22 protein-coding genes and 4 pseudogenes are annotated in these 22,713 nt (G+C 61.3%); 14 read left to right on the top strand and 12 right to left on the bottom strand.

What is annotated here, in order from left to right; all coding sequences use genetic code 11:
- Nucleotides 1-5: 5 nt before the first annotated feature.
- Nucleotides 6-932, top strand: coding sequence for a glycosyltransferase family 2 protein (locus tag WJ542_RS15985; protein ID WP_411190173.1), 927 nt, complete (start codon nt 6-8; stop codon nt 930-932).
- Between the two features lie 217 nt (nt 933-1,149).
- Nucleotides 1,150-1,455 (top strand): DUF4148 domain-containing protein, encoded by a 306-nt coding sequence (locus tag WJ542_RS15980; protein ID WP_411190171.1) that lies wholly within the window; start codon nt 1,150-1,152, stop codon nt 1,453-1,455.
- A 66-nt stretch (nt 1,456-1,521) separates the two neighbouring features.
- Here WJ542_RS15980 and mnmH read toward each other — a convergent pair whose 3' ends face one another.
- Complete coding sequence (mnmH, locus tag WJ542_RS15975; RefSeq protein ID WP_411190169.1) at nt 1,522-2,571, bottom strand: tRNA 2-selenouridine(34) synthase MnmH; 1,050 nt, start codon at nt 2,569-2,571, stop codon at nt 1,522-1,524.
- 460 nt (nt 2,572-3,031) lie between these two features.
- On the opposite strand from mnmH, the gene WJ542_RS15970 reads away from it, so the two are divergent.
- The 4 genes from WJ542_RS15970 (at nt 3,032) to WJ542_RS15955 (ending at nt 6,860) form a co-directional block, all read left to right on the top strand.
- Nucleotides 3,032-3,967, top strand: a complete 936-nt coding sequence (locus WJ542_RS15970) for a fumarylacetoacetate hydrolase family protein (RefSeq protein ID WP_411190167.1) — start codon at nt 3,032-3,034, stop codon at nt 3,965-3,967.
- Nucleotides 3,954-5,345, top strand: coding sequence for an NAD(P)/FAD-dependent oxidoreductase (locus WJ542_RS15965; RefSeq protein ID WP_411190165.1), 1,392 nt, complete (start codon nt 3,954-3,956; stop codon nt 5,343-5,345). The genes WJ542_RS15970 and WJ542_RS15965 overlap by 14 nt, the downstream gene beginning before the upstream one ends.
- A gap of 100 nt (nt 5,346-5,445) precedes the next feature.
- A complete protein-coding gene (locus WJ542_RS15960) occupies nt 5,446-6,534 on the top strand; it encodes a Rieske 2Fe-2S domain-containing protein (protein WP_411190164.1) in 1,089 nt (362 codons plus the stop codon).
- Complete coding sequence (locus WJ542_RS15955) at nt 6,531-6,860, top strand: 2Fe-2S iron-sulfur cluster-binding protein (protein ID WP_411190162.1); 330 nt, start codon at nt 6,531-6,533, stop codon at nt 6,858-6,860. Before WJ542_RS15960 ends, WJ542_RS15955 begins: the two co-directional genes overlap by 4 nt.
- 96 nt (nt 6,861-6,956) lie before the next feature.
- Here WJ542_RS15955 and WJ542_RS15950 read toward each other — a convergent pair whose 3' ends face one another.
- The 3 genes and pseudogenes from WJ542_RS15950 to WJ542_RS15940 form a co-directional block, all read right to left on the bottom strand.
- The gene (locus WJ542_RS15950; RefSeq protein ID WP_411190160.1) at nt 6,957-7,781 is read right to left on the bottom strand and encodes a helix-turn-helix transcriptional regulator; all 825 of its coding nucleotides are present in this window, start codon (nt 7,779-7,781) and stop codon (nt 6,957-6,959) included.
- A gap of 215 nt (nt 7,782-7,996) precedes the next feature.
- Nucleotides 7,997-8,227: pseudogene (locus tag WJ542_RS15945) on the bottom strand (carboxymuconolactone decarboxylase family protein); the annotation flags it as partial.
- A 57-nt stretch (nt 8,228-8,284) separates the two neighbouring features.
- On the bottom strand, nt 8,285-9,328 hold the full coding sequence (locus WJ542_RS15940; protein WP_411190158.1) for a DODA-type extradiol aromatic ring-opening family dioxygenase: 1,044 nt from the start codon (nt 9,326-9,328) through the stop codon (nt 8,285-8,287).
- A 139-nt stretch (nt 9,329-9,467) separates the two neighbouring features.
- On the opposite strand from WJ542_RS15940, the gene WJ542_RS15935 reads away from it, so the two are divergent.
- The 8 genes and pseudogenes from WJ542_RS15935 (at nt 9,468) to WJ542_RS15900 (ending at nt 15,768) form a co-directional block, all read left to right on the top strand.
- Nucleotides 9,468-9,911, top strand: coding sequence for a nuclear transport factor 2 family protein (locus tag WJ542_RS15935; RefSeq protein ID WP_411190156.1), 444 nt, complete (start codon nt 9,468-9,470; stop codon nt 9,909-9,911).
- 92 nt (nt 9,912-10,003) lie between these two features.
- Nucleotides 10,004-10,147, top strand: a complete 144-nt coding sequence (locus WJ542_RS15930; protein WP_411190602.1) for a hypothetical protein — start codon at nt 10,004-10,006, stop codon at nt 10,145-10,147.
- Between the two features lie 42 nt (nt 10,148-10,189).
- Nucleotides 10,190-10,663 (top strand): annotated as a pseudogene (locus tag WJ542_RS15925) (GMC family oxidoreductase); the annotation flags it as partial.
- Nucleotides 10,664-10,747: 84 nt separating this feature from the next.
- Nucleotides 10,748-11,158 carry a transposase gene (locus WJ542_RS15920; protein ID WP_411187075.1) on the top strand — a complete coding sequence of 137 codons (411 nt, stop codon included), beginning with the start codon at nt 10,748-10,750 and terminating at the stop codon, nt 11,156-11,158.
- The gene (locus tag WJ542_RS15915) at nt 11,050-11,565 is read left to right on the top strand and encodes an IS5 family transposase (protein WP_411190446.1); all 516 of its coding nucleotides are present in this window, start codon (nt 11,050-11,052) and stop codon (nt 11,563-11,565) included. Before WJ542_RS15920 ends, WJ542_RS15915 begins: the two co-directional genes overlap by 109 nt.
- A gap of 10 nt (nt 11,566-11,575) precedes the next feature.
- Nucleotides 11,576-12,700 (top strand): annotated as a pseudogene (locus WJ542_RS15910) (GMC family oxidoreductase); the annotation flags it as partial.
- On the top strand, nt 12,701-14,206 hold the full coding sequence (locus WJ542_RS15905) for an aldehyde dehydrogenase family protein (protein WP_411190154.1): 1,506 nt from the start codon (nt 12,701-12,703) through the stop codon (nt 14,204-14,206).
- A 314-nt stretch (nt 14,207-14,520) separates the two neighbouring features.
- Complete coding sequence (locus WJ542_RS15900) at nt 14,521-15,768, top strand: MFS transporter (RefSeq protein WP_411190152.1); 1,248 nt, start codon at nt 14,521-14,523, stop codon at nt 15,766-15,768.
- A 63-nt stretch (nt 15,769-15,831) separates the two neighbouring features.
- Here WJ542_RS15900 and WJ542_RS15895 read toward each other — a convergent pair.
- From WJ542_RS15895 to purD, 8 genes and pseudogenes are all read right to left on the bottom strand, one after another.
- Nucleotides 15,832-16,066, bottom strand: a pseudogene (locus WJ542_RS15895) (DUF932 domain-containing protein); the annotation flags it as partial.
- 35 nt (nt 16,067-16,101) lie between these two features.
- Nucleotides 16,102-17,571, bottom strand: a complete 1,470-nt coding sequence (rng, locus tag WJ542_RS15890) for a ribonuclease G (protein WP_411190150.1) — start codon at nt 17,569-17,571, stop codon at nt 16,102-16,104.
- 9 nt (nt 17,572-17,580) lie between these two features.
- A complete protein-coding gene (locus WJ542_RS15885; RefSeq protein ID WP_411190148.1) occupies nt 17,581-18,204 on the bottom strand; it encodes a Maf family protein in 624 nt (207 codons plus the stop codon).
- 139 nt (nt 18,205-18,343) lie between these two features.
- Entirely contained in the window at nt 18,344-18,814 is a 471-nt protein-coding gene (gene rlmH / locus WJ542_RS15880; protein WP_027795514.1) for a 23S rRNA (pseudouridine(1915)-N(3))-methyltransferase RlmH, read from the bottom strand.
- A gap of 19 nt (nt 18,815-18,833) precedes the next feature.
- Nucleotides 18,834-19,415, bottom strand: a complete 582-nt coding sequence (rsfS, locus tag WJ542_RS15875; protein ID WP_411190146.1) for a ribosome silencing factor — start codon at nt 19,413-19,415, stop codon at nt 18,834-18,836.
- Between the two features lie 2 nt (nt 19,416-19,417).
- Nucleotides 19,418-20,134, bottom strand: a complete 717-nt coding sequence (locus WJ542_RS15870) for a nicotinate-nucleotide adenylyltransferase (RefSeq protein ID WP_411190144.1) — start codon at nt 20,132-20,134, stop codon at nt 19,418-19,420.
- An 18-nt stretch (nt 20,135-20,152) separates the two neighbouring features.
- Nucleotides 20,153-21,124 carry an oxygen-dependent coproporphyrinogen oxidase gene (gene hemF / locus WJ542_RS15865; RefSeq protein ID WP_411190143.1) on the bottom strand — a complete coding sequence of 324 codons (972 nt, stop codon included), beginning with the start codon at nt 21,122-21,124 and terminating at the stop codon, nt 20,153-20,155.
- 282 nt (nt 21,125-21,406) lie between these two features.
- Nucleotides 21,407-22,681, bottom strand: coding sequence for a phosphoribosylamine--glycine ligase (gene purD, locus WJ542_RS15860; RefSeq protein ID WP_411190141.1), 1,275 nt, complete (start codon nt 22,679-22,681; stop codon nt 21,407-21,409).
- Nucleotides 22,682-22,713: the final 32 nt, after the last annotated feature.

Raw genomic sequence — 22,713 nt, 5'->3', positions numbered from 1 at the left:
ACGCCATGTTCAGCATCCTGATCCCGACCTGGAACAACCTGCCGTATCTGAAGCTGTGCGTCGACAGCATCCGGCGGCATTCCGCGTTCGAGCACGAAATCCTGGTGCACGTCAACGACGGCAGTGACGGCACCCTCGATTGGGTCCGCGAGCAGGGCATTCGCCACACCAGGAGCCTCGGGAACGTCGGCGTGTGCCTTGCGGTCAACGAGGTCGCGCGCCTCGCCACGAGCGAGTGGATCCTGTTCATGAACGACGACATGTTCTGCACGCCGGGCTGGGACACGGCCTTCGTCGAAACGCTGCGCGGGCTGGGTCAGGTGCCGGCTTATCTGGCATCGCAGATCATCGAGCCCACCGATACCGGTAACAGCCTCGTGACTGTCGCCAACTTCGGCGCCGGTCCGGACGATTTCAACGAAGCGGGGCTGCTGGACTTCGCGGCGAAGATGAACACGGCCGACCGCGACGGCATCGCGCTCCAGCCCACCTTGGTGAGCCGCGAGTTGTGGCTGCGCGTGGGCGGGTACAGCATCGAGTTCGGGCCCGGCATGAGCAGCGACGACGACTTCCTGATGAAGCTTTGGCTGGTCGGTTGCCGGGTATTCCGCTCGGTCGGCGCGAGCCGCATCTACCATTTCGGAACCCGCACGACGGGTCGCATTCGCCGCAACCGCGGCGGGCGCGAATTCCTGATGAAGTGGGGTGTCTCGCAGCGCGATTTCAAGCGCAACTATCTGAGCCGCACGGCGAGTTCCGCCGCGGCGGCACTCCCGAACGTGCCGCGCCCCGGCTTCGTCAGCCGTCTCAAGCGGGTTCTCTATGCGTTCGGCCTTTATCCCACCGAGGACCTCGAAGCTTGGGAGCCGAACCTGCCTGCGCAATTGCAGCACACCGCCTCGTTGACGGAGCGCGGCGAGCCTCGCCGCTGATGGTGACGGTTGTGCTGGCAACGATGGGTCCGCACACCGGCTGCCAGGCTGGCGGCAGCCTGTCGCCAGTGAAGCGCGGCGATTCTTCGGGGAATTGGAACGGTATTTTAGGCGGATAGGGGTTAACCCTTGGAGTCGATCCTCCTAGACTGCGTACATCGATCGCATGCACATACCCGTCGCATCGCGGCCGCACCAGTCGAATGGAGGTAATACCGTGAAGTCCCTGATTCAAGCCGTTGCCGTTGCCGTTGCCGCCGCCCTCGTGGTTCCCGCCGTTTCGTTCGCGCAGTCGAATTCGCCCGCTGATTCGTCCGTCACGCGCGAGCAGCTCCATGCCGAAATCGTGCAACTCGCACAGGTGGGTTACCGTGTTGGCCACGGCGACAACGTCCACTATCCCGAGAACATCCAGGCGGCCGAAGCGCGCGTGGCGGCGCTGAACGGCAACAGCGGTTACGGTGGCGTTGCCGGCGGCACTTCTCAGGCTGGCGGCAGTGCAGCCGCGGCTACGGGACGGTAACGCGCTGTTGAGCCACAAGCCGATCCGTCGTTTCCCCGCCATGCGCTTCGCGCCGGCCCGATGTGCCTACGCGTTGCCCAGTTCTTCGAGCAGCGCTTTCGCCTGCGCGACGATGTCGTCGCGCAGCGGGTGGAATGCAAAGCGCGGCGCCTTTTCCAGCTTCTCGAAGTTACGCCGGCTGCTGCGCGTATAGGCGGGGTCGTAGTGCTCGACGACGAGCGTTTCGGTGAGCGTCTCGCGCTGTCCCGCGTCGAGCAACCCGCACCATGACTCGATCCTTTCGCGTCCGTGGAGCGGCACGAGCTTGAGCAACTGCTCGCGGAAATAGCCGGGTTCGTCCAGCAAATGGCCGTACTCGTTCAGAAGGAGTACGCATCGTTCCTCGCGCGTCACGTCCACCACGACACACGGTGCCGCATGGATGCCGGCGATGAACGCGTCCGGCAGCGTGATCGTGCCGATGCGCCGGCTTTCCGCCTCCACGAACACGGGCCGCGTGGAGTCGAACGTGCGCAGCGTTTGCACGAGCGCCGTATCGAACGCCTTTTGCGAGGGTTGCGCCCGCTCGGGCAGGGCGCCGAGCAGCGAGCCGCGATGTGCCGCGAGCCCTTCCAGATCGAGCGTTTGCGCGCCGGCCGCGCCGAGCGCCTGTAGCAGGCGCGTCTTGCCGCTGCCCGTGGGCCCCGCGAGCACGATGTAGCGGAACCTGCCCGGCAGCGTGCCGAGCGCTTCGATGACGGTATGGCGGTAGGCCTTGTAGCCGCCTTCGAGCTGACGGGCGCGCCAGCCGATCATGTTGAACATGGCCGTCATCGAGCCCGAACGCTTGCCGCCGCGCCAGCAGTAGATGAGCGGCCGCCAGTTGCGCAGTCGGTCGGCGAAGATCGTGTCGAGGTGACGCGCGATGTTGCGCGCGGCGATGGCCGCGCCCACGCGCGTGGCGTCGAATGGCGACGCTTTGTAGAGCGTGCCGACGATTACGCGCTCTTCGTTGCTCATCACGGGTGCGTTGATGGCGCCGGGGACGTGATCCTCGGCGTATTCGAGCGGCGTTCTCACGTCGATGATTTCGTCGAACTCGTCGATTTGCTCGATGGTGACGCGCTGGTGATTCAAACTGCGGGACTCCGTGGGGTGTTAGGGCAGCGCGGCGGGGGCGTACGCGCGACGGGCGCGGGTCTAAACGACCGACGACATGAGTTCTACATCAGAACGATGTCGTACTGCTCTCTGTTATGAGTGCCGGTCCTTGTCTGGTAAGGATTACACGGCAGTTTCTCTCCCGGAAACGGGTGGCAGCTACACATCTGGCTACATATTTCGGATCCGGTTGCCGACAGCATATCCTGGATGCTCTACCCAAACCTCCGGTGGCTGCCTGTTGCCAGGGAAAAATGGTTTCGACCGTTCTCCATAGATTGGAGGCCCCAAGAATTGCGGGTTATTCCTCTCCGCAAGATCGGCCTCGGGTGGCCTGTGCCATGTCCCCAACGAGAGGGACATACTCCAGTCGACACGCTCCCTATGATGACCTCAGCATTCACGCTCAGGAAATCGTAACAAGGGAGATGAATCCGTGAAACTCGGAACCGTTCTATATCAAGGGAAGAAGTGCGTCGCCATTGCCGTGGATGACACGCATGCAGCCGTGCTAGGGGCGCTTCAAGATACTCGTCAGTTCGATATGCTCGATATCATCGCCAGGTGGCCGGACGAGCGAGCGGTGCTAACCCATGAGGCCAATGGCGCCGTCGTGATGGCAGTGGACGAACTGCATTGGTTGCCCCCGGTTCCTCGTCCCGGTAAGGTAGTCTGCGTTGCGCTGAACAACAGTGCGAACAAGGATCGGATTTTAAGCGGACCGTCCCATCCGGCGACGTTCATCAAACCCGCATCCTCGCTGATTGGGCATGGTCAGCCGATACGGCTTCGCGAGGATTTCGGCCGCGTGCACCCGGAGCCCGAACTGGTGGTAGTGATTGGGCGGGACGGCAGCGATATTCCCCGGGATGACGCTCTTTCACACGTGTTCGGTTACACGATCATCAATGATCTGACTGCACCGAAGCTGCGCGGCGAGGACACCTTTCATTATCGGGCCATTCATCCGCGACAAGGCGATCCGACGCAGATCGAATACGTCGATAGCTGGGTCAGTTACCCGGGGCGCTACAAAGGCGCCGATACGTTTGGTCCCATCGGGCCGTGGATTGTGACGCGGGACGAAATTCCTGACCCGCATGCCCTGACCGTACGCTGCATTCACCAGGGACGTGTGGTGACCGAGGACAGTACGGCGAATCTTACGTATAAGGCCGCCGACGTGATCGCTTTTCTGTCGCAATACATGCGTCTGGAGGCCGGCGATTTGATTGCGCTCGGCACCGCTCTCAAAAAATCGGACGTGGGTGGTCGGGCGGTGCAAAACGTTGACCTCACTCGGCTTGGCGGACCCATTGAAGTGACGATCGACAGCATCGGTACGTTGAGCAATCCAGTTGAACGACGTTGAGTACGATCGATCCGGATACGAAAACAACGAACTGATGAAATGCATCATGCAACAAAGCGATTCTTCTGGCCGTCAGAGGCTCGTGATCGTCGGTGGTGGACAAGCTGCCGCCCAGCTTGTTACGTCGCTTCGGCCGGTGTTGACGCATTTTCACGTTACGCTGGTTGCCGGTGAAAAGCATCTGCCCTATCAGCGACCGCCGCTGTCGAAGACATTTTTCGAACCGGGTTTCGAGTGCGAGCGGTTGTTATTCAAAGACGCAGCGTTCTATCGCGACGCCGGTGTGACAGTGTTGCGCGGCGTGAAGGCGACGGATGTTGATCGACATCGAGCATTGGTGACGCTGGATGATAGCAGCGCGCTCCCATACGACTACCTTGTGCTCGCGACCGGTGCGGTTGCTCGTCGTCTCGATCTTCCTGGTAGCACGCTCGACGGCATCCTGACGCTCCGCTCACTTGACGATGCCCGGCTACTTGCGTCCCATCTGCACGCCGGCAGGACCATGGTCGTGATAGGCGGTGGTTACATCGGACTGGAGGTCGCCGCATCGTCGCGCCGGGCAGGGATGAACGTCACCGTACTCCAGTCAGGCTCGCGCGTGCTGGATCGCGTTGCATCACCCTACGTCGCCAAAGTGCTTTCCGATTTGCATCGAGAGAGGGGCGTGACGATACGCACTGACGTGAAGGTGACGGGCTTTGTATCCGATGCAGGTGGCAATTCGGTCGCAGGCGTGCAACTTGCGGACGGGAAAAACATTTCCGCAGACGTCGTGGTACTCGGTGTCGGTGTCGACCCGAAAGCTGGATTGGCCCGCACAGCCGGGCTCGAAATCGAGCACGGTGCGGTGGTTGTGGACCGGGTTGGCCGCACTTCCGACCCGCGGATCTTCGCGGCAGGGGACTGTACCTGCGTTGAGGTACCGCATCTCGGTCGCCGTGTTCGGCTCGAATCGGTTTCGAATGCAGTCGCCCAGGCGCGGGCGATTGCGGCGTTTCTCGCTGGACAGCCGCTCTTACCTCTAGCTGTACCGTGGTTCTGGTCCGAACAGTTCGACTCGAAAGTTCAGATTGCCGGACTCGCCGCACATTATGACGAAACGGTACTACGGGATTTCGGCGCGAGAGGCGCTTCATCTGCGCCTGCCTTCGTGGAGTTTTACCTCGATAGAGGAAAACTTGTCTCGGGCGCCGCACTGAACCGTCCGGCGGACTTTATGGCCCTGCGGCGCTATCTGGATGAGGTCGGGCCGGAGGGCGTAGTTGATCCCTTGAAGCTTGCGGACCCGTCTGTTCCACTCGGTCTCGCGCTTGCGGGCGCGACGAGCCGGCTGGGAGCCGATGGTGTTTACGCGGCAGAGGGTGGGCGACGCTAGATCCGATTCATTTTCTATCGCATGCCGGACGACTTAACCGCTCTGGGTTGACGAGCAGCCGGTAATTGAAGAATCAATATTCCTCAAAAGAGGCAGATCCATGACCACAGCAATTCAAGCTTCTCCGCGCGTTACGGCTGGTGTTACGCGCGTGCGCACGCAACTGGCCAATGAGCATACGCCACTGATCCATAACTGCTGGTACGTTGCCGGTTGTGCCAGCGAATTTAACCGCACCCTGAAGGAACGGACCCTGCTCGGAAAGAGCGTGGTTTTTTATCGACGCGAGAATGGTCAGCCGGTCGCCTTGCAGAACCGTTGCCCGCATCGGTCTTTTCCCCTCTCGAATGGTGTGCTCGAGGGCGACACGGTCCGATGCGGATACCATGGAATGGCTTTCAATGCTGCGGGCGAATGCGTTGATATCCCGTCACAGAATGTCGTGTCGGCCAATGCCTGCATCCGTCACTATCCGGTGGTGGAAAGGGGCCCGTTCGTGTGGATCTGGACCGGTGCCCAGGAAGAGGCGGATGAAAACCTGATTCCGGATACCCGCTGGCTTTCGAGTCCTGACTGGGCGTATGCGCAGGCCTATGTTGAACTGAAAGCCAACTATGTCGGGCTGCACGAGAACCTGCTCGATCTGACTCACTTCACTTACCTTCATCCCACGACACTGGGTACGCCCGAGTTTGCGGGTTCGCCATTCGAAGTGGAGGTTTCAGAGCGTCAGGTGCGGATTACCCGATATGTTGAGGAGTGCGATGTTCCTCCGATGTATGTTAAAACCGGGATTCCGGGCAAGATGTCGCGCCATACGATTTCCGATTTTCTGACGCCTGCGCTGCACCATGCATCCGCCGTTTTGCGCAACCGCTCCGAAACGGTCGGACGTGACGCGTTCACGGTGTATATCTCGCACTTTCTTACGCCGGAAACCCAGAATACCACTCACTACTGGTTTACGTTCGCGCGGGACTTTGCACTCGACGACGCGGAAGTGACTCAATATATGGAGAAATCCGCACTCCATGCCTTTCATGAAGACGTTTTCGCACTCGAGCAGATCCGTCGCATGCATGCGATTGAACCCGATGCGGGCGAAGCGGAGATCAATCTGAAGAGCGATCAGGCAGGGGTTGCTGCCCGCCGTGTCCTGAAACAGCTTGCGGATCGGGAGGTCGCATGACCAGTCCCACGATCATATTCGTCGACCCGGCCGGGGCAGAGCATGCATTGCAGGTGCCGGCGGGCTGGACGTTGATGGAGGCGGCGGTCCAGAACGGCGTGCCAGGAATCATCGCGGAATGCGGAGGGTGCTGTGCCTGTGCGACTTGCCATGTCATTGTCGCGCCGGAATGGAGCGACCGACTGCCGGCGCCCGCCAGCATGGAGCAGGAATTGTTGACATGCACGGCCATGCCGGCCACACCGCAGAGCCGGCTGGGTTGTCAGGTTCGCGTGACTCCTGACCTGGATGGGATGGTAGTCAGCGTCGCATCCGTGCAGCTTTGAACACTGGGCAGTCCGCCTGGGTTGCCCCTTCGTTTTTACTGGCGAATGGGGCCGGAGCGGGGAGGGAGTGCCTGAGCTCGCCAGCCAACTGGATCGTCAGGCACACCTGGAAAAGAGGGCAAAAAGCTGAGCCCGCGTATTGATCCCCAGGCGTCGGAACAGGCGCTGTTTATAGGTCACGACGGTGGCAACGCCTAGATTCAAGTGGCAGGCAATGCCATCGGCGGTGAGCCCTCGCAGTAGCGCACACATGACTTCCCGCTCCCGGCGCGGAATATCGGGAAATCGATTCTGGATTTCCAGAAGGAGCGAGGACTCGGGAAGCGGTGCGATCGAAGTCGCAGACGGTTGTTCCCCTTTCAACTCGATGTGCCGGGCTACGCAGTGAGCAATCGGTATCGCGAGGTTTTCCAGCGCTCGGAACTCTTGTTCGGAAATCCCTCCCTCTCCGCGTTGACGATAGAGGTTGATGGCTGCCCAGCTACCGTCGCGCAGGCAATGGAGTAGCGAAACGCGTTCGAGCAGGTCGGCGTTGAAGTACAGTTCACGGTGCGCGGGTGCCCGCAGGTCCGAGACCGTCTGGTGATGGATGAAGGATGCCGCCGGACGGTTGTTGGCCTTGTCGCCCAAGATGTCCTGATTGGTGTCCAGCCGGAAGATTCCGCCCGCGATGTACGGCCTGGCGTTCTCTATCGCTATCGATTGGGAAAAGCGGTCCGCACCCGACACAAGGCGGACCTTGCCGATAGCCTGATAATGGAAAATCGAGCAATGACCCGCTTTGATCTGGTCTTTGAGACTGTTCAGAACGGCACTCGACAACGCTGACGCGCTCTCCACGCCAATGGCATCGATGAGCGGAAGCAGCGACCGGTCATCGACTCGGCGGCTGGTTTGGTCGGGGATGTTCCATAGACGCATTTCTGCCCTTTCGTAGCGCGGTCCTGTATCGGCCGAAAATACTCTGTCTTTGAAGTTTTATTTTTGACTCTAAAGCGTGCCAGTACCGGCGAGAATTGGCACTTTCCACTATGAGGCAGTCGCCGGGAGACTGCCTGATTGACCGGCGAGTCGCCGTGACGGCCTGCAGGGGCCGCTCTATTCAGGAAATGGCAGGTTATGACTGCCTTGTCCTTGAAATCATGGACCAGAGTTTCGTCGGAATTGGCGAATGCCGGGCGCCGACCATCGCGAATGGCGTCGGCATGCTCCGCCTGTATTCCCGCTCGCTGAGCATGCTGAGCGAGCTCGGGACCATGAATCCAGCCGGGAAAGGGGCCATCCAGATTTCCATGAGGACCGGACGGAATCTCGTCAAGGACGGCCTTTTGCTCGGAGGATGTGCGGGCTGGATCGAAGGGGGCAAGCGGCCTGTCATGATTGGGATCTAGTGGTGCGTTGGTACCGCGACAAACGTGTCGTCGTCACAAGCCACCCGCAACCACCATTCCGTACCCGATGCCATATTCGAGCGTTGGCACGTACAGCGCTTCGCGGACCGGCCTGGAATCCAGTTCCTGATAGGCCCCCATTCCTGCGACCCACGCGTTGAGTTCCATTGCCCCGATACCCGCGCTCTCGATGAGTTCGTCGGGGTTCCAGTGCCTCGATCCGGCCAGATCGCCGGTTCGCATCATTTCCATGAACTGTGCATCGAACCCGGCATTGAGACGGATATCACGCTCGGTTCGCCGGCCGTCGACAAGCATCGCTGCGCCTTCCACGTGCATGTCGTGCAACCGGCTAAACCATTGCTCATCGGTCATTGAATGGCCCGTTGCGCCTCGTAGTTGATAGGCCTCGACTTCCCGGGACGCAGTGCCTGGCAGCGGATAGTAACGCGCAGGATGGTGAGATAGCCCGCCGGACCCGATCACGAGCGTTCGTTTGCCGGTTTTTCGCAGGAAGTTACCAATTGCTGTCCCCAGTTTCTCTGCGCGCGCGAAGGGGAGTACCGGGCTTGCGATGGCGTTCAGGAAGACGGGGATGACGGGATACCTGTCGAGTGCGCCAAGCAACCTGTGCAGGGGCTGGGAAAACGCATGATCTACCGTCATGTCGTGCGAAACCGCGGTATCAAAACCGTCCGCGCTCAGATGCTTGACGAGGTCCAGGGCGAGAGGGCGGGGCACATTGAGCGCGCCACCGAACCCTCCCACGTCGCTTACGGCGTTGGCCGACAGCCCGACACAATAGGGCGGCATCAACGAGAAATGAAAGCCTGCGAAATGATCGGAGCCGAAGATCAGCACAAGCTCCGGATCGAAACGAGCGATCTGCTCGGTCGTACGTTTGTAAAGCGTGAGGATCTCGTTTTCTTTCTCCGGTGCTTTGGCCCGGATCATGATGATTGGCGAGTGTGAAACGCATACGAGCATGCCTGGTGTGCTTGAGGTCACCACGGGTTGAGTCTCCATATCGATTGGACGGACGAAGTCCGGAACGAGTCTGACGATGATCTCGTTCATTGCAAGAGAGCGTCTGTCCCCCTCGATATGGACACGATGATCGGTATGTGCGACGCATTGTCCATTTTTCATGGGACAGACAATGGAGCCGGCCACGTGCAGCATTAGGGGATCACGCATCTCTGACTGCACAGAACCCATGTCACCACAAACGACCCTCGAAGTTCGCCTCGCAATCGATACCATCAACGCCGAATTCAGTTGGAGTCTCGACAACGCTTCGTTCGAAAATCTCGATCATCTATTCGAGGAGGATGCGTTTTATCAGAGTGGTGAACGGGTACTGCGGGGACGGGGCGAAATCCGGACGTTCTTTGAGAAGCGTCGGGCATTAGGGCCCCGCTCTTCACGTCATATGTGGAGCGGACTGCGCATCGTTTCCCTCACGGAGGATATGGCGCAAACCACCAGCGTGTGGCTATCGTTCGCAGCCAACGCACCGCTACCTCTTCAGCATGTTCCCATTTTTATGGTGGCTGACTTCTTCGATCTTTACAAACGCGGGAACGATGGCCAGTGGCGAATCGCGGAGCGGAGGATCGTTGGGACGTTTCGCAACCCCGACGCCGCGCCATTGATCTAGCTCATTGGCATGGGTACCAATCCGAAGCGCGTCGAATTCACGAAGAAGTTCGGCATGACCCACTTCGTGTACCGAAGATCGTCGACCGGTACATGGAAGACAAGATCAACATCGACGATCTGATCACGCACACGTTGCCGCTCGATCGCATCAACGAGAATTGGGTAGCCGCGATGCAGGCTGCCAACCGAAGTATTCCACGATTTGAAGTGCCGTACCGCCTGATGCGCTATTGAAAGCGGCGACTGCCGAAAGATTAAAAAACGGAGAGACGTAGTATGGAGACTTATGACTATATCGTCGTGGGCGGTGGGTCATCCGGATGCGTGGTTGCGAATCGCCTCGTAAAAGCAGGAAAAACCGTTCTGTTGATTGAGAGTGGTCCAAAGGACAACAGCATATACATTCATATACCCGCGACTTTTATCCGCGTTCACGGAACAGAGCGGATGATCAATTACAAAAGCGAACCCCAACCCGCGGCTGGCAACCGGAGGATGTTTGTTCCGCAAGGCCATACTCTGGGTGGCGGGAGTTCGGTTAATGCCATGGTCTATATTCGCGGGACCGCCAGTGACTACGACGACTGGTCTTCGGGGGGCTGTACTGGTTGGGCATGGCAGGACGTCCTGCCAGTTTTCAAGCGGGCAGAGTCGCATATGCGGCTTTCGGAGCCTTACCACGGCACCGCGGGAACGCTCAAGGTCAGCGATACGCGGTTTCGGCACCCGTTGAGCCTGGCTTTTGTTAAAAGGCCAGTTCAAAAAGAGCCCGGAAGGGCTGTTTACTTTCCCGTGAAACGGTTAACCTTGGATGCCTGAACAACGGATCAAGGAATGCCGGCACCTATCATCGATGACGCGCTGTGGGCACTGATCGAACCACTACTTCCGCCGCCCAAGCCGCGACACAGGCGATACCCTGGGCGCCTGCCGGTCTCGGACCGTGCGGCACTCAATGGCATCCTGCTCGTGCTCAAGACAGGGATGCGATGGAATCATCTGCCGACCCGGTTGGGCTTCGGCTCTGGAGCGACTTGCTGGCGTCGGTTGCACGACTGGCAGCAAGCCGGAGTGTGGGACAAACTGCACGGGCTGCTGCTCGACAAGCTGCGCGAATCCGGCCAGCTCGACTTCTCATATGCGGCTGTCGATTCATCGTCCGTGCGCGCCGTTGGGGCAGGCCAAAAACTGGGCCAAACCCCACCGATCGCGCACGACCAGGGTCCAAACATCACGTCCTCGTAGACGCGAATGGCGTTCCTGTCAGCGTGATCCTGACCGGCGCGAACCGCAACGATGTCACGCAACTGCTGCCGCTGGTCGACGCTATCCCGCCGATTCGCGGCACTCGCGGCCGACCGCTTCGCAAGCCCAAGGTCCTCTACGCCGACCGTGGCTACGATTCCGACTCGCATCGCCACCGACTTCGCGAACGCGGTATCAGACCGGTCATCGCCAGACGCCGCACCGAACACGGCAGCGGCCTCGGCAAATTCCGTTGGGTCGTCGAACGGACTCATTCGTGGCTCCATGGTTTCCGTCGTCTTCGCATCCGCTTCGAACGCCGATCTGACATTCACGAAGCGTTCCTCAAACTCGGCTGCTCTCTCGTCTGCTGGAACATCTTCAGCCGAGCTGAGCGGCCATTTTGAACTGGCCTTTAAGGCTGCCCAGGAACGGGGACTCTCGTACAACGACGACTTCAACGGAGAGCAGCAGGCCGGTATTGGCTTCTACCACACCACGACTTTCAACGGCGAGCGGGGGAGTACCGCCGCGACCTATCTGGCGGAGGTGCTCGGCCATCCGAGCCTGCGTGTTCTGACCAATAGCTCTGTCACACGAATACTCTTCAAGCAGAAACGTGCATCGGGTGTCGAATGGCGCTCAAAAGACGGAGAGGCAGGCAGCGCCACCGTACGCGGCGAAATCATTATGACGGCCGGCGCACTTGCGACCCCGAAGCTTTTGATGCTTTCCGGCATCGGGCCTGCCGAGCATCTGAAATCCTATGGGATTGATCTGATTCACGATTCCCCGAACGTGGGGATGAACTTCCAGGATCACCTGGAGGTGCCGATTTATGGTCGGGCAAAGGAACCGATCAGTCTGCTCGGTAACGATCGTGGACTTCGCGCATTGGAGCATGGCCTGCAGTGGAAGCTCTTCCGAACAGGTTTGCTGACGTCGAATGTCGTGGAGTGTGGCGGGTTTGTCGACACATCCGGTGGGAGTCGTCCCGATGTTCAGTTTCATGTTGTGCCCACGCTTGTTGGTGACGTGGAACGGCAACCTTTGTCGGGGCATGGAATAACTATCAGTCCATGCATTCTTCGGCCGAGATCGCGCGGTTCGGTGAGGTTGCGCAGCGATGACCCCAGGGATCCGATTCTGTTCGACAGCGGTGCTCTTTCCGACGATACAGACGTTGACACGCTTGTTCGCGGTGTGAAATTCGGTCGAACGATACTGCGTGCTCCATCATTGTCCCGTCTAATTCGGGAGGAATTGCTCCCGTCCGCAGAGACGGATGTTGGCGAAGATGCGCTCAGGGCATACGTGCGAGAGTATGCAAAGACTGTCTACCATCCGGCGGGCACATGCAGGATGGGGGGGCTGGCGGCGGTCGTGTCGCCGGAGCTTCGGGTCAACGGGGTCCAGGGACTTCGCATAGCCGACGCTTCGGTCATGCCCACTATCGTTTCCGGGAACACCAACGCGCCAACCATTATGGTCGCGGAGCGTTGTGCCGATTTCCTTCTCAACAACACGACTACGCCGGAGTGAGTGATGGCCCACAATCTGACCCAGGTGCTGCCCTCGGTACAGACGTTCATCGAGCGGATCCATGGCTTCTTTATCGATGGCCGATCTACGGCCGCGAGCACGGGTGCCTGTTTCGATGTATTCAACCCTGCCACGGGAACAGTCCTCGCGCGTGTCGCTGACTGCGGGAGTCAGGATGTCGAGGATGCCGTCGATTGTGCCCGTAGAACTTTCCAATCGCGTACCTGGTCAGGTCTTCGGCCGGCCGATCGCGAACGTATCCTTTTGCGTCTGGCGGACTTGCTCGAAACGCACGCGGAGGAACTAGCCCAGATCGAAACCCTGAACCAGGGGAAGTCGATCCGGCTGGCGAGAGGAATCGAAGTAGCCGGATCGGTAGAGTACACGCGATATATGGCCGGTTGGAGCACCAAGCTTGCCGGCGAAACGCTGGACGTGTCCATTGCGGCGCAGCCAGGTGCACGCTATACGGCGTTCACGCGACGGGAACCGGTGGGCGTTGTGGCGGCGATCGTGCCGTGGAATTTTCCACTCATGATTGCGGTGTGGAAACTGATACCTGCACTCGCGGCGGGGTGTACCGTGGTTCTGAAGCCCGCTGCGGAAACGCCGTTGACTGCCCTGCGTCTCGCAGAGTTGGCAATTGAGGCGGGCGTGCCGCCTGGCGTCTTCAATGTGGTAACAGGGAAGGATGCTCTCGTTGGTCAACTCCTCTCGGGTTCAACGAAAATCAACAAGATTACGTTCACGGGTTCAACCGCGGTGGGCAAAAAGGTCGGGCAAGCAGCCGTCGAGAGCATGGCACGCTTTGCGCTCGAACTCGGAGGCAAGAATCCCATGATCGTATTGGACGATGTGAATGTGGATAAAGCCGTACAAGGAGCGATTGCGGGCGCATTTTTCAATCAAGGACAGGTTTGCGCCGCCGTGTCACGCCTCTACGTCCATCGCAAACAGTTGGAATCCGTCGTTGATGGCATCGCTTCGGTCATACACTCGATGTCGTTCGGTAGTGGCATGGACGCCGACGCCGATATCAATCCGCTGGTGTCTGAGCGGCATCAGCATTCCGTCTTTAATCGCGTTGATATGGCGCGGGACGAGGGGGCTCAACTTATCGTGGGTGGGCAGATCCCTGATCTTCCGGGTTATTTTATGGAGCCGACTCTCTTCGTTGCCGAGCCATCAATGGATTCCAGGGTGGTCAAGGAAGAGATCTTCGGGCCGGTGCTCACGGTTGTGCCCTATGACAACATTGATCAGGCGGTCCAAATGGCGAACGACTCGGTCTATGGATTGGCGGCGAGCTTGTGGACGGAAAATCTCGCCAGCGTAATGAATCTAATACCGCAGATTCAGGCGGGAACAGTGTGGGTTAACACACACCTTCCTCTCGACCCGAGTTTGCCATTCGGGGGGATGAAGCAATCCGGCATGGGGAGGGAGTTTGGGGCACATGCCGTTGAGAGCTTTACTGAGTTGAAATCCATCTGCATTTCACATTAGGCAGAAACGCCTGCGCTATACCTCTCCTCGGGCGTCGCATCAATGCATAGCTTCGGACGAACGATGAGTCGTCAAGGCCGCCGTTCGTCATTGAAGGCCCTCCCAGAGGGGCTGGGAGCCACGGGGTATTGACGTATCTCCAGGCAGCGATGTCCATCTCTTGGTGGACAGACGCAGATCAATAAATTGTCGAATATTTGTACGGTAAGGCACCAAACAATTTCGCGTTTCCAGTGGAAAGCGTAAGCGGTGTATCTTGCTGAATTCGAAAAATAATTATGTAGTAGTTTTAATAAAATTTGGAGACAAACTACGTGAATCTCGGAAATCAGTCGGAGTGGGACGTAAGCTACGAGTGGAAAGCGGTATTGTTGCTTTCGCTTGGATTCGGGTTGGTCGGTGTCGATAGATTTGTGATCGTTCCGTTATTCCCGGTCATCATGAAAGATCTTCACCTCGATTATCAGGATCTCGGCCATATAACCGGTGCGCTTTCTCTTTCTTGGGGTCTGGCGTCCATCTTCATGGGGCGCTTGTCGGATCGAATTGGTCTCCGGAAGGTCATCATTCCCGCGCTCATCCTGTTCTCCCTGCTCGTGGGACTGAGTGGACTAGCAACTGGGTTGACCTCCCTTGTACTCGTTCGCGTAGTTATGGGGCTGTGTGAGGGCGCTTACGCACCTGCCAGCATCACGGCAACCCTGAATGCATCGAAACCGTCGCGCCATGGTCGCAATATCGGCCTCCAGCAGGCCTTGAATCCACTCCTGGGACTCGGTCTTGCACCAATCATCGTGACGCAGTTGCTCAGATTTGTTTCGTGGCATTTCATCTTTCCCATCGTGACGTTACCAGGACTGGTTCTGGCGTTTTTCATGTGGAAAGTCCTGCGAAACACGGATGGCACGCCTCCTCAGCGACAGATTAGGAATCCCCAGGAAGCATCGCATAAGTGGACAGACCTGTTCGGATATCGAAACATTCCTCTGAATCTATTGAATATGGGCTGCTGGCTCACCTGTCTGGTATTGCTGAGTGCCTTTCTTCCAAGTTATCTCGTCGATCATCAGGGGATGGATGTCCAAAAAATGGGCTATGTCCTGTCGGCAATGGGATTTGGCAGCACGATTGGAACCATCCTGATGCCCATGATTTCCGATTTTATCGGGCGTAAGACGGTTATGGTGATTTCCGTAATAGGCACCGCCGCTTTCTTGATTCTTCTGATCAACACAGGTCGCGACCCGGTTTCCCTGTTTTTCTATCTGTTAATGACCCTCGTTTTCGTGTTCGGAATGATCGCTCTGACGGTAGGGCCGCTCACCGGTGAATCGGTGCCAGCTAACCTGATGTCGAGTGCAGCAGGACTTGTCAGCGGAGTAGGCGAGTTCATTGGTGGCGCGCTGGCACCTGTGGTAGGTGGCTATGTGGCAAAACACTTCGGCATCCAGTATCCGATGTACCTGTGTGTCGTAGCCGTCACGATTGGATTTCTCGGCGTACTCTGTTTAAAAGAAACCGCTCCCCGGTCTTCCGGTGCCCCCTCGGCGGTTGTTGAATAAAGGACAACGTCAATTGGGCAGCGAACTGCTTTAGCTCAGTTCGTTGCTTTCAAGGATTCCCGATCAATAAAAGAAAAACAGGATGAGTTTCTCGTTCTGGTCGATGCTCGTGATGGGGCGTATGGATACCGCGCGCCCGTTACGCGAGCGCCCGCGCAGGCCGCCCTTGGTGAGGTTTTCCTGTACGCGGTTGACACTGTTCAGAGGTCGTCCCGGCGATCCTCACAGCGGCGCGGGGCGAGTAGCTGGCTTTCGGTGACGGGGCCGGGGCTTCGGCGTCGGTCGGGTCGTAGCGCAAATGGTTTAGTCGGTGTTCGTCGGAACTCGGTGGCCCTACATCAGAACGATGTCGTACTGCTCCTGGCTCAAATTCGACTCCACCTGCAGCGACACCGGCTTGCCGATGAAATCGATCAGCATGGCCAGGTGTTGCGATTCTTCTTCGAGAAACAGGTCGATCACCTGCTGTGAAGCGACCACGCGGAATTCGCGTGGATTGAACTGCCGCGACTCGCGCAGGATTTCGCGCAGAACGTCGTAGCAGACCGTGCGCGAGGTCTTCACCTGGCCTTTGCCAAGGCAGGTGGGGCACGGCTCGCACAGCACATGCGCGAGCGATTCGCGCGTACGCTTGCGTGTCATTTCGACAAGCCCCAGTTGCGAGAAACCGTTCACCGTCACGCGTGTGCGGTCGCGGGCGAGCGCCTTCTTCAGTTCGCCCAGCACCTGATCGCGGTGCTCGAGGTTCTCCATGTCGATGAAGTCGATGATGATCACGCCGCCCAGGTTGCGCAGCCGCAGTTGCCGGGCGATCGTGTGCGCCGCTTCGAGGTTGGTCTTGAAGATCGTGTCGTCGAAGTTGCGCGCGCCCACGTAGCCGCCCGTGTTCACGTCGATCGTCGTCATCGCCTCGGTCTGGTCGATCACGAGGTAGCCGCCCGACTTCAGGTCCACGCGCCTCGACAGCGCGCGCTGGATCTCGGCCTCGATGTTGTAGAGGTCGAAGAGCGGTCGCTCGCCGGTGTAGTGGTGCAGCTTCGGTGAGACAGCCGGCGTGAATTCGCTCGCGAATTCCGAGAGCTTCTGGAAGGTCTCGCGCGAATCCACCTGCACGCGCGTCGTCTCTTCGTTCACGAAGTCGCGCAGCACGCGCTGCGCGAGGTTCAGGTCCTGATAGAGCAGGCTCGTTGCGGGCAGGCGCTGCCCCTGCGCGAGAATGGTCGCCCAGGTCTTGCGCAGGTAGGCGACGTCGGCGGCGAGCTCTTCGCTCGTGGCGTCCTCGGCGATGGTGCGCACGATGTAGCCGCCTTTCTCGTCGGCGGGCAGTACGGCGGTCAGGCGCGCACGCACGGCTTCGCGTTCGGCCTCGCTCTCGATCTTCTGCGAGATGCCGATGTGCGGCTCCTGCGGCAGATACACGAGCGTGCGCCCGGCAATGCTCACCTGCGTCGAGAGGCGCGCGCCCTTGGTGCCGATCGGATCCTTCACGACCTGCACCATGAGCGTTTGTCCTTCGAAGACGGTCTTCTCGATCGGCTGATGATGAACGGCCTGATGCGCTTCGCCGGCGATGCGCGGATGCCAGATATCGGCGACGTGAAGGAAGGCGGCACGTTCGAGGCCGATGTCGATGAAGGCGGACTGCATGCCCGGCAGCACGCGCACGACCTTGCCGAGATAGACGTTGCCGACGCGTCCGCGCGAGAGCGTGCGCTCGACATGAAGCTCCTGCACTGCGCCTTGCTGGACCAGCGCGACGCGCGTCTCCTGGGGCGTGACGTTGATCAGGATTTCTTCGTTCATGATGTTGTTCTAGAAGTCAATGCGCGCCGCGCGCAGCAGCGCGGCTGTTTCGAATAATGGCAAACCCATGATACCCGAATAGGACCCGTCGATTCGCTCGACGAACTCGGCTGCGCGCCCCTGGATGCCATAGGCGCCGGCCTTGCCGAACGGCTCGCCGCTCGCGACATAGCGGGCGATCGCGGCCGCTTCGGCGGGGGCGAAGCGCACGTGCGAGCGCGAAAGCGCGACGGGCAGGCAGGTTCCTTCGGCATCGACGACGGCCACTGCCGTGAGCACTTCATGATCGCGGCCGGCGAGCCGTTCGAGCATTGCGAATGCTTCGGCGGCATCGTGAGGTTTGCCGAGGATGTGCCCGTCGATCGTGACTGTGGTGTCGGCGGTGAGGATGGGCGCGTGCGCATGCGCGCCGGCCACGAGCCGCGCACGCGCCGCATCGGCCTTCGCCGCGCACACGCGCGTCACGTAGTCGGCCGCCGCTTCGCCGGGCAGCACGGCTTCGAGCGCTTCGGCGTCCTCGTCGGGGCGCGGCAGGAGGAGCTCGAAACGCACGCCGAGCTGTGCGAGCAGCTCCTGGCGGCGCGGGCTCTGCGAGGCGAGATAGACGTACGGATAAGTCGCGGTAGAGGACATCGGAGCGTCTCTGGCGGTGGCGGAAACCGGATGGGTCGGGTACAGGCGCCGCGTGGCGGGCGGGCTGCATGACACGGCGGCGCGCGGCGGCAGGCGACGGCGTGGCATGCCGCAGTGCAGTATGCCGCAGATGCCGCAATTACACGCGATGATAGGGGTGATTCTGCGTAATGGTCCAGGCGCGGTAAAGCTGCTCGGCCAGCAGCACCCGCACCATCGCGTGGGGCAGCGTGAGGCTCGATAGGCGCAGCAGCAGGTCGGCGCGCGCCTTCAGTTGCGGGTCGAGGCCGTCCGCGCCGCCGATCAGGAACGCCACGTCGCGCCCGTCCTGCTGCCAGCCGGGCAGCGCCTCGGCGAGCTGCATCGTGGTCCAGTCGCGGCCGCGCTCGTCGAGCGCCACGATGCGCGCGCTCTTCGGCAGCGCCGCTTCGATGCGCGTGCGCTCCGCGGCCATGACGCTTTCGGCGGAGCGGCCCGACGAACGCTGCTCGGGCTTCACCTCGCGCAACTCGATGCGCAGCTCGGGCGGCATGCGCTTCGTGTACTCCTCGAAGCCCTCGGCGATCCAGTCCGGCATCTTGTGGCCGACGGCGACGATATGCAGTTTCATCGGGCAGGGGCGGCGGGGCTCACTTGCCGGCGCTGCGGCGCGCGGCCGTCTTGCGCGCGGGGGCGCGGGCCGCCTTCGCCGCGGGCTTTGCGGCGCTCTTCTTGGCAGCAGGCCTGGCGGTTGCCCGGGTTGCCGGCTTTGCCGCGGCCTTCTTCGCGGGCGCCTTTTTCCTCACGGCGACCGGCGCTTCGTCTTCGATGTCCTCTTCGTCGTCGTCCATCGGTTCGCTCGGGCGCGCGCCCGAGAATCCGGTGTTGTTCGAGAGCTTGATGCGCACCGGCTTGTCGCCCCAGATTTCTTCGAGGTTGTAGTACTGGCGCAGCGCGGGCTGCAGGATGTGGACGATGGCGTCGCCGCAATCCACGAGCACCCATTCGCCGGTGTCCTCGCCTTCCGTGCTGACGATATCGCCGCCGGCTTCCTTGACCTTCTCGCGCACGCTGTTGGCGAGCGCCTTGGTCTGGCGGTTCGAGGTGCCGCTCGCGACGATCACGCGGTCGAACAGTTCGGTCAGATGGCTGGTGTTGAACACCTTGATGTCCTGTGCCTTGACGTCTTCGAGGCCGTCAATGATGACGCGTTGCAGTTTGCGGATGTCCATGTTTACCCGTGATACAGATGATGTTGAAGAATATAGTCCCACACGGCCGCGGGAACGGGCGCGGTGGTGTGCGTGCCGCCTTCGCGTGCGCCGCTTGCGCCTGCATCGCGGCACGCGCGGATGCGGCGGCGGATTTCGGTGGCCGAAACGTCGTAGGCGAGCTGTTCGTCGATCACGACGTGGCCGTGCGGCGTGGCCGCGAGCGCAGCGGGTGCCGCCCGGCGCCCGGCAACTTCGGCGGCCACCGCGCGCGGCAGCGCCGCGAAATCGAAGCCGGGGCGGCTCGCCACGCCCAGATGGGCAAGCTCGAATAGCTCGCGCCACGCCTGCCAGGTGTCGAGATGCAGCAACTGGTCGGCGCCCATCAGCAGCGTGAGCGAGCAGTCCGCGTTGCCTTCGCGGGCGCGAAAGCGCCGCAGCGTCTCGACCGTGTAGGTGGGGCCGTCGTGCTCGATTTCGTCGGTGTCGACCGTGACCGCGACGCCCGGCAGCACGAGCGAGCCGGCGGCCGCGCGCGTCATCGCGAGCCGGTGGACGGCCGCGCTCACCTCGGGCTTCTGCCACGGCTGGCCGGCCGGCAGCAGGACCAGTTCCGTGAGGTCGAGCAATTCGGCAAAGCGCCGCGCGAGCGCGAGATGGCCCTCGTGGATCGGGTCGAAGGTACCGCCGAAGAGACCCACGCGGCGCGCGAGCGGTCGGGGCGGGAAGGCTGGGTTCACAGTGCAGGCATCACGGTGTCAGATCCAGTCGCGCGCCGGCAGGAAGTCGGCGTAGAGGCGCGCCTCGGGCGTGCCCGGCTGCGGCTGCCAGTCGTAGCGCCAGTTTGCCGTGGGCGGCATCGACATCAGGATCGATTCGGTGCGTCCGCCGCTTTGCAGACCGAAATGCGTGCCGCGGTCCCAGACCAGATTGAATTCGACGTAGCGGCCGCGCCGGTACGCCTGGAAGTCGCGCTCGGCTTCCCCGTACGTCAGGGTGCGGCGTTTCTCGATGATCGGCAGATAGGCCGTGAGGAAGGCTTCGCCGACGCTCTTCGTGAGCGCGAACGCCTGTTCGAAGCCGCCCTCGGCGTAGTCGTCGAAGAAAATGCCGCCCACGCCGCGCGCTTCGTTGCGGTGCTTCAGGAAAAAATACTCGTCGCACCAGCGCTTGAAGCGCGGGTACAGGCTTTCGCCCCAAGGGGAGACCGCGTCGCGGCAGACGCGGTGGAAGTGCTGCGCGTCTTCCTCGAAGCCGTAGTACGGCGTGAGGTCCATGCCGCCGCCGAACCAGAACACCGGCGCCTCGCCGGCCTTCGTGGCGAGCAGCATGCGCACGTTCATGTGCACGGTCGGGCAGTACGGATTGCGCGGGTGCAGCACGAGCGAGACGCCCATCGCCTCGAAGCCGCGTCCGTTGAGTTCGGGGCGTGCCGCCGTGGCCGAGGGCGGCAGGGCGTCGCCCGCGACATCGGAGAAGCCGATACCCGCGCGTTCGAAGAACTGGCCGCCTTCGAGGATGCGCGTGCAGCCGCCGCCGCGCAGCTTCTCGCCCGGCGCACGCTGCCAGCGGTCGGTGGCGAACGGCGTGCCGTCGAAGGCGCCGAGCGCGTCGGCGATCTGCGTCTGCAGGCCCGAGAGCCAGGCGCGAACAGCCGCGCTGTCGGCGCCGGTAGCGCCGTCGGAGTTGGCGCGCGCGTCTTGCGCGCCGGGGCGGGTCGAATCGGTCATCGGTGAAAAAGCGGGCGGCGTGCCCTGATCGTACTGGCGGCGTCGCGGGTTGGTCGCGGGTTGATTCTGGGGCCGGCGTCGCGCGTTCCTGCGAGCCTGGCGGGGCCGACAGCGGCAGTGTAGCGCCGATCGGGCCGGCGCCGGATCGCCGTGCGGCGGTACCTGTGGTGCCAGCGATACGACAAGGCCGGACGCGGCCAGCGTGCTCCAGGCGTTGCGTGCTGAAATGGCGGCCGGATCGTGCCTGCGCATTTCCGCGCGGCACGATCTGGCCGTTTGCGCCTACTGCTTGCGGCCGACCGCGCGGTAGCCGATGTCGTGGCGATACTGCATGCCGTCGAAGGAGATCCGGTTGACGGTCTCATAGGCCACCGACTGGGCGCTGCGCACCGAGTCCGCGAGGCCCACCACACACAGCACGCGGCCGCCCGAGGTGACGAGCTTGCCGTCCACGAACTGTGTGCCCGCGTGGAAGGTCACCGAGTCGGCGGTTTCGGCCGGGATGTCGCTGATGCGGTCGCCCTTGCGCGGCGTATCCGGGTAATTGTGCGCCGCCAGCACGACGCCAAGCGCCGTGCGGCGGTCCCATTCGAGCTCGACCTGGTCGAGCGTGCCGGCAATGGCGTGCTCGAAGACCTTCGGGAAGTCGCCTTTCAGGCGCGCCATGATCGGCTGCGTTTCCGGGTCGCCCATGCGGCAGTTGAATTCGAGCGTCTTCGGATTGCCCTGCGCGTCGATCATCAGCCCGGCGTAGAGGAAGCCCGTGAAGCGGATGCCTTCTTTCTCCATGCCGGCCACGGTCGGCAGGATGATTTCGCGCATCACGCGCGCGTGCAGTTGCGGCGTGACGATGGGCGCGGGCGAGTAGGCGCCCATGCCGCCCGTGTTCGGGCCCTGGTCGCCATCCTGCAGGCGCTTGTGGTCCTGGCTCGAAGCGAGCGCAAGCACGTGCTTGCCGTCCACCATGACGATGAAGCTCGCTTCCTCGCCGGCAAGGAATTCCTCGATCACGACGCGCGCGCCGGCGTCGCCGAGCTTGTTGTCGGCGAGCATCGAGTCGATCGCCTGGTGCGCCTCCTCCAACGTCATCGCCACCACTACGCCCTTGCCCGCGGCGAGGCCGTCCGCCTTGATGACGATGGGCGCGCCGTTTTTCTCGACGTAGGCGTGGGCGGCGCTCGCGTCCGAGAAGGTCTCGTAGGCGGCGGTCGGGATGTGGTGGCGCTTCATGAACGCCTTGGCGAAGTCTTTCGAGCTTTCGAGCTGCGCGGCCTCCTTCGTCGGGCCGAACACTTTCAGGCCGCGCGCGCGGAACACATTGACGATGCCGGCCGCGAGCGGCGCTTCCGGCCCGATCACGGTGAACGCGACCTGCTCGCGCTCGGCGAAGTCGGCGAGCGCGTGGATGTCCGTGATGTCGACGTTGGCGAGCCGCTCGTCCTGCGCGGTGCCGCCGTTGCCCGGTGCGACGTAGACGAGCTGCACGCGCGGCGTCTGGGCGAGTTTCCACGCCAGCGCATGTTCGCGGCCGCCAGAACCGACGACGAGTAACTTCATGTGTATCCCCGAAAGACCAGAACCAGAAACAG

Origin of the sequence: Paraburkholderia yinzeri, from assembly GCF_046581065.1 — a bacterium.
Taxonomy (GTDB): Bacteria; Pseudomonadota; Gammaproteobacteria; order Burkholderiales; family Burkholderiaceae; genus Paraburkholderia.
The sequence above is the reverse complement of the archived record's forward strand: the minus strand, read 5'-3'. Positions and strand labels throughout refer to the sequence as shown.

Bases quoted from the DNA above. Each gene is read 5' to 3' on its own strand.
- WJ542_RS15920 (WP_411187075.1), top strand. From the start codon at position 10,748: ATGCCGGCACCTATCATCGATGACGCGCTGTGGGCACTGATCGAACCA.
- WJ542_RS15955 (WP_411190162.1), top strand. From the start codon at position 6,531: ATGACCAGTCCCACGATCATATTCGTCGACCCGGCCGGGGCAGAGCAT.
- WJ542_RS15935 (WP_411190156.1), top strand. From the start codon at position 9,468: ATGTCACCACAAACGACCCTCGAAGTTCGCCTCGCAATCGATACCATC.
- rng (WP_411190150.1), bottom strand. From the start codon at position 17,571: ATGAACGAAGAAATCCTGATCAACGTCACGCCCCAGGAGACGCGCGTC.
- WJ542_RS15950 (WP_411190160.1), bottom strand. From the start codon at position 7,781: ATGCGTCTATGGAACATCCCCGACCAAACCAGCCGCCGAGTCGATGAC.
- WJ542_RS15985 (WP_411190173.1), top strand. From the start codon at position 6: ATGTTCAGCATCCTGATCCCGACCTGGAACAACCTGCCGTATCTGAAG.
- WJ542_RS15885 (WP_411190148.1), bottom strand. From the start codon at position 18,204: ATGTCCTCTACCGCGACTTATCCGTACGTCTATCTCGCCTCGCAGAGC.
- rsfS (WP_411190146.1), bottom strand. From the start codon at position 19,415: ATGGACATCCGCAAACTGCAACGCGTCATCATTGACGGCCTCGAAGAC.
- hemF (WP_411190143.1), bottom strand. From the start codon at position 21,124: ATGACCGATTCGACCCGCCCCGGCGCGCAAGACGCGCGCGCCAACTCC.
- rlmH (WP_027795514.1), bottom strand. From the start codon at position 18,814: ATGAAACTGCATATCGTCGCCGTCGGCCACAAGATGCCGGACTGGATC.
- WJ542_RS15960 (WP_411190164.1), top strand. From the start codon at position 5,446: ATGACCACAGCAATTCAAGCTTCTCCGCGCGTTACGGCTGGTGTTACG.
- purD (WP_411190141.1), bottom strand. From the start codon at position 22,681: ATGAAGTTACTCGTCGTCGGTTCTGGCGGCCGCGAACATGCGCTGGCG.
- WJ542_RS15940 (WP_411190158.1), bottom strand. From the start codon at position 9,328: ATGAACGAGATCATCGTCAGACTCGTTCCGGACTTCGTCCGTCCAATC.
- WJ542_RS15930 (WP_411190602.1), top strand. From the start codon at position 10,004: ATGGAAGACAAGATCAACATCGACGATCTGATCACGCACACGTTGCCG.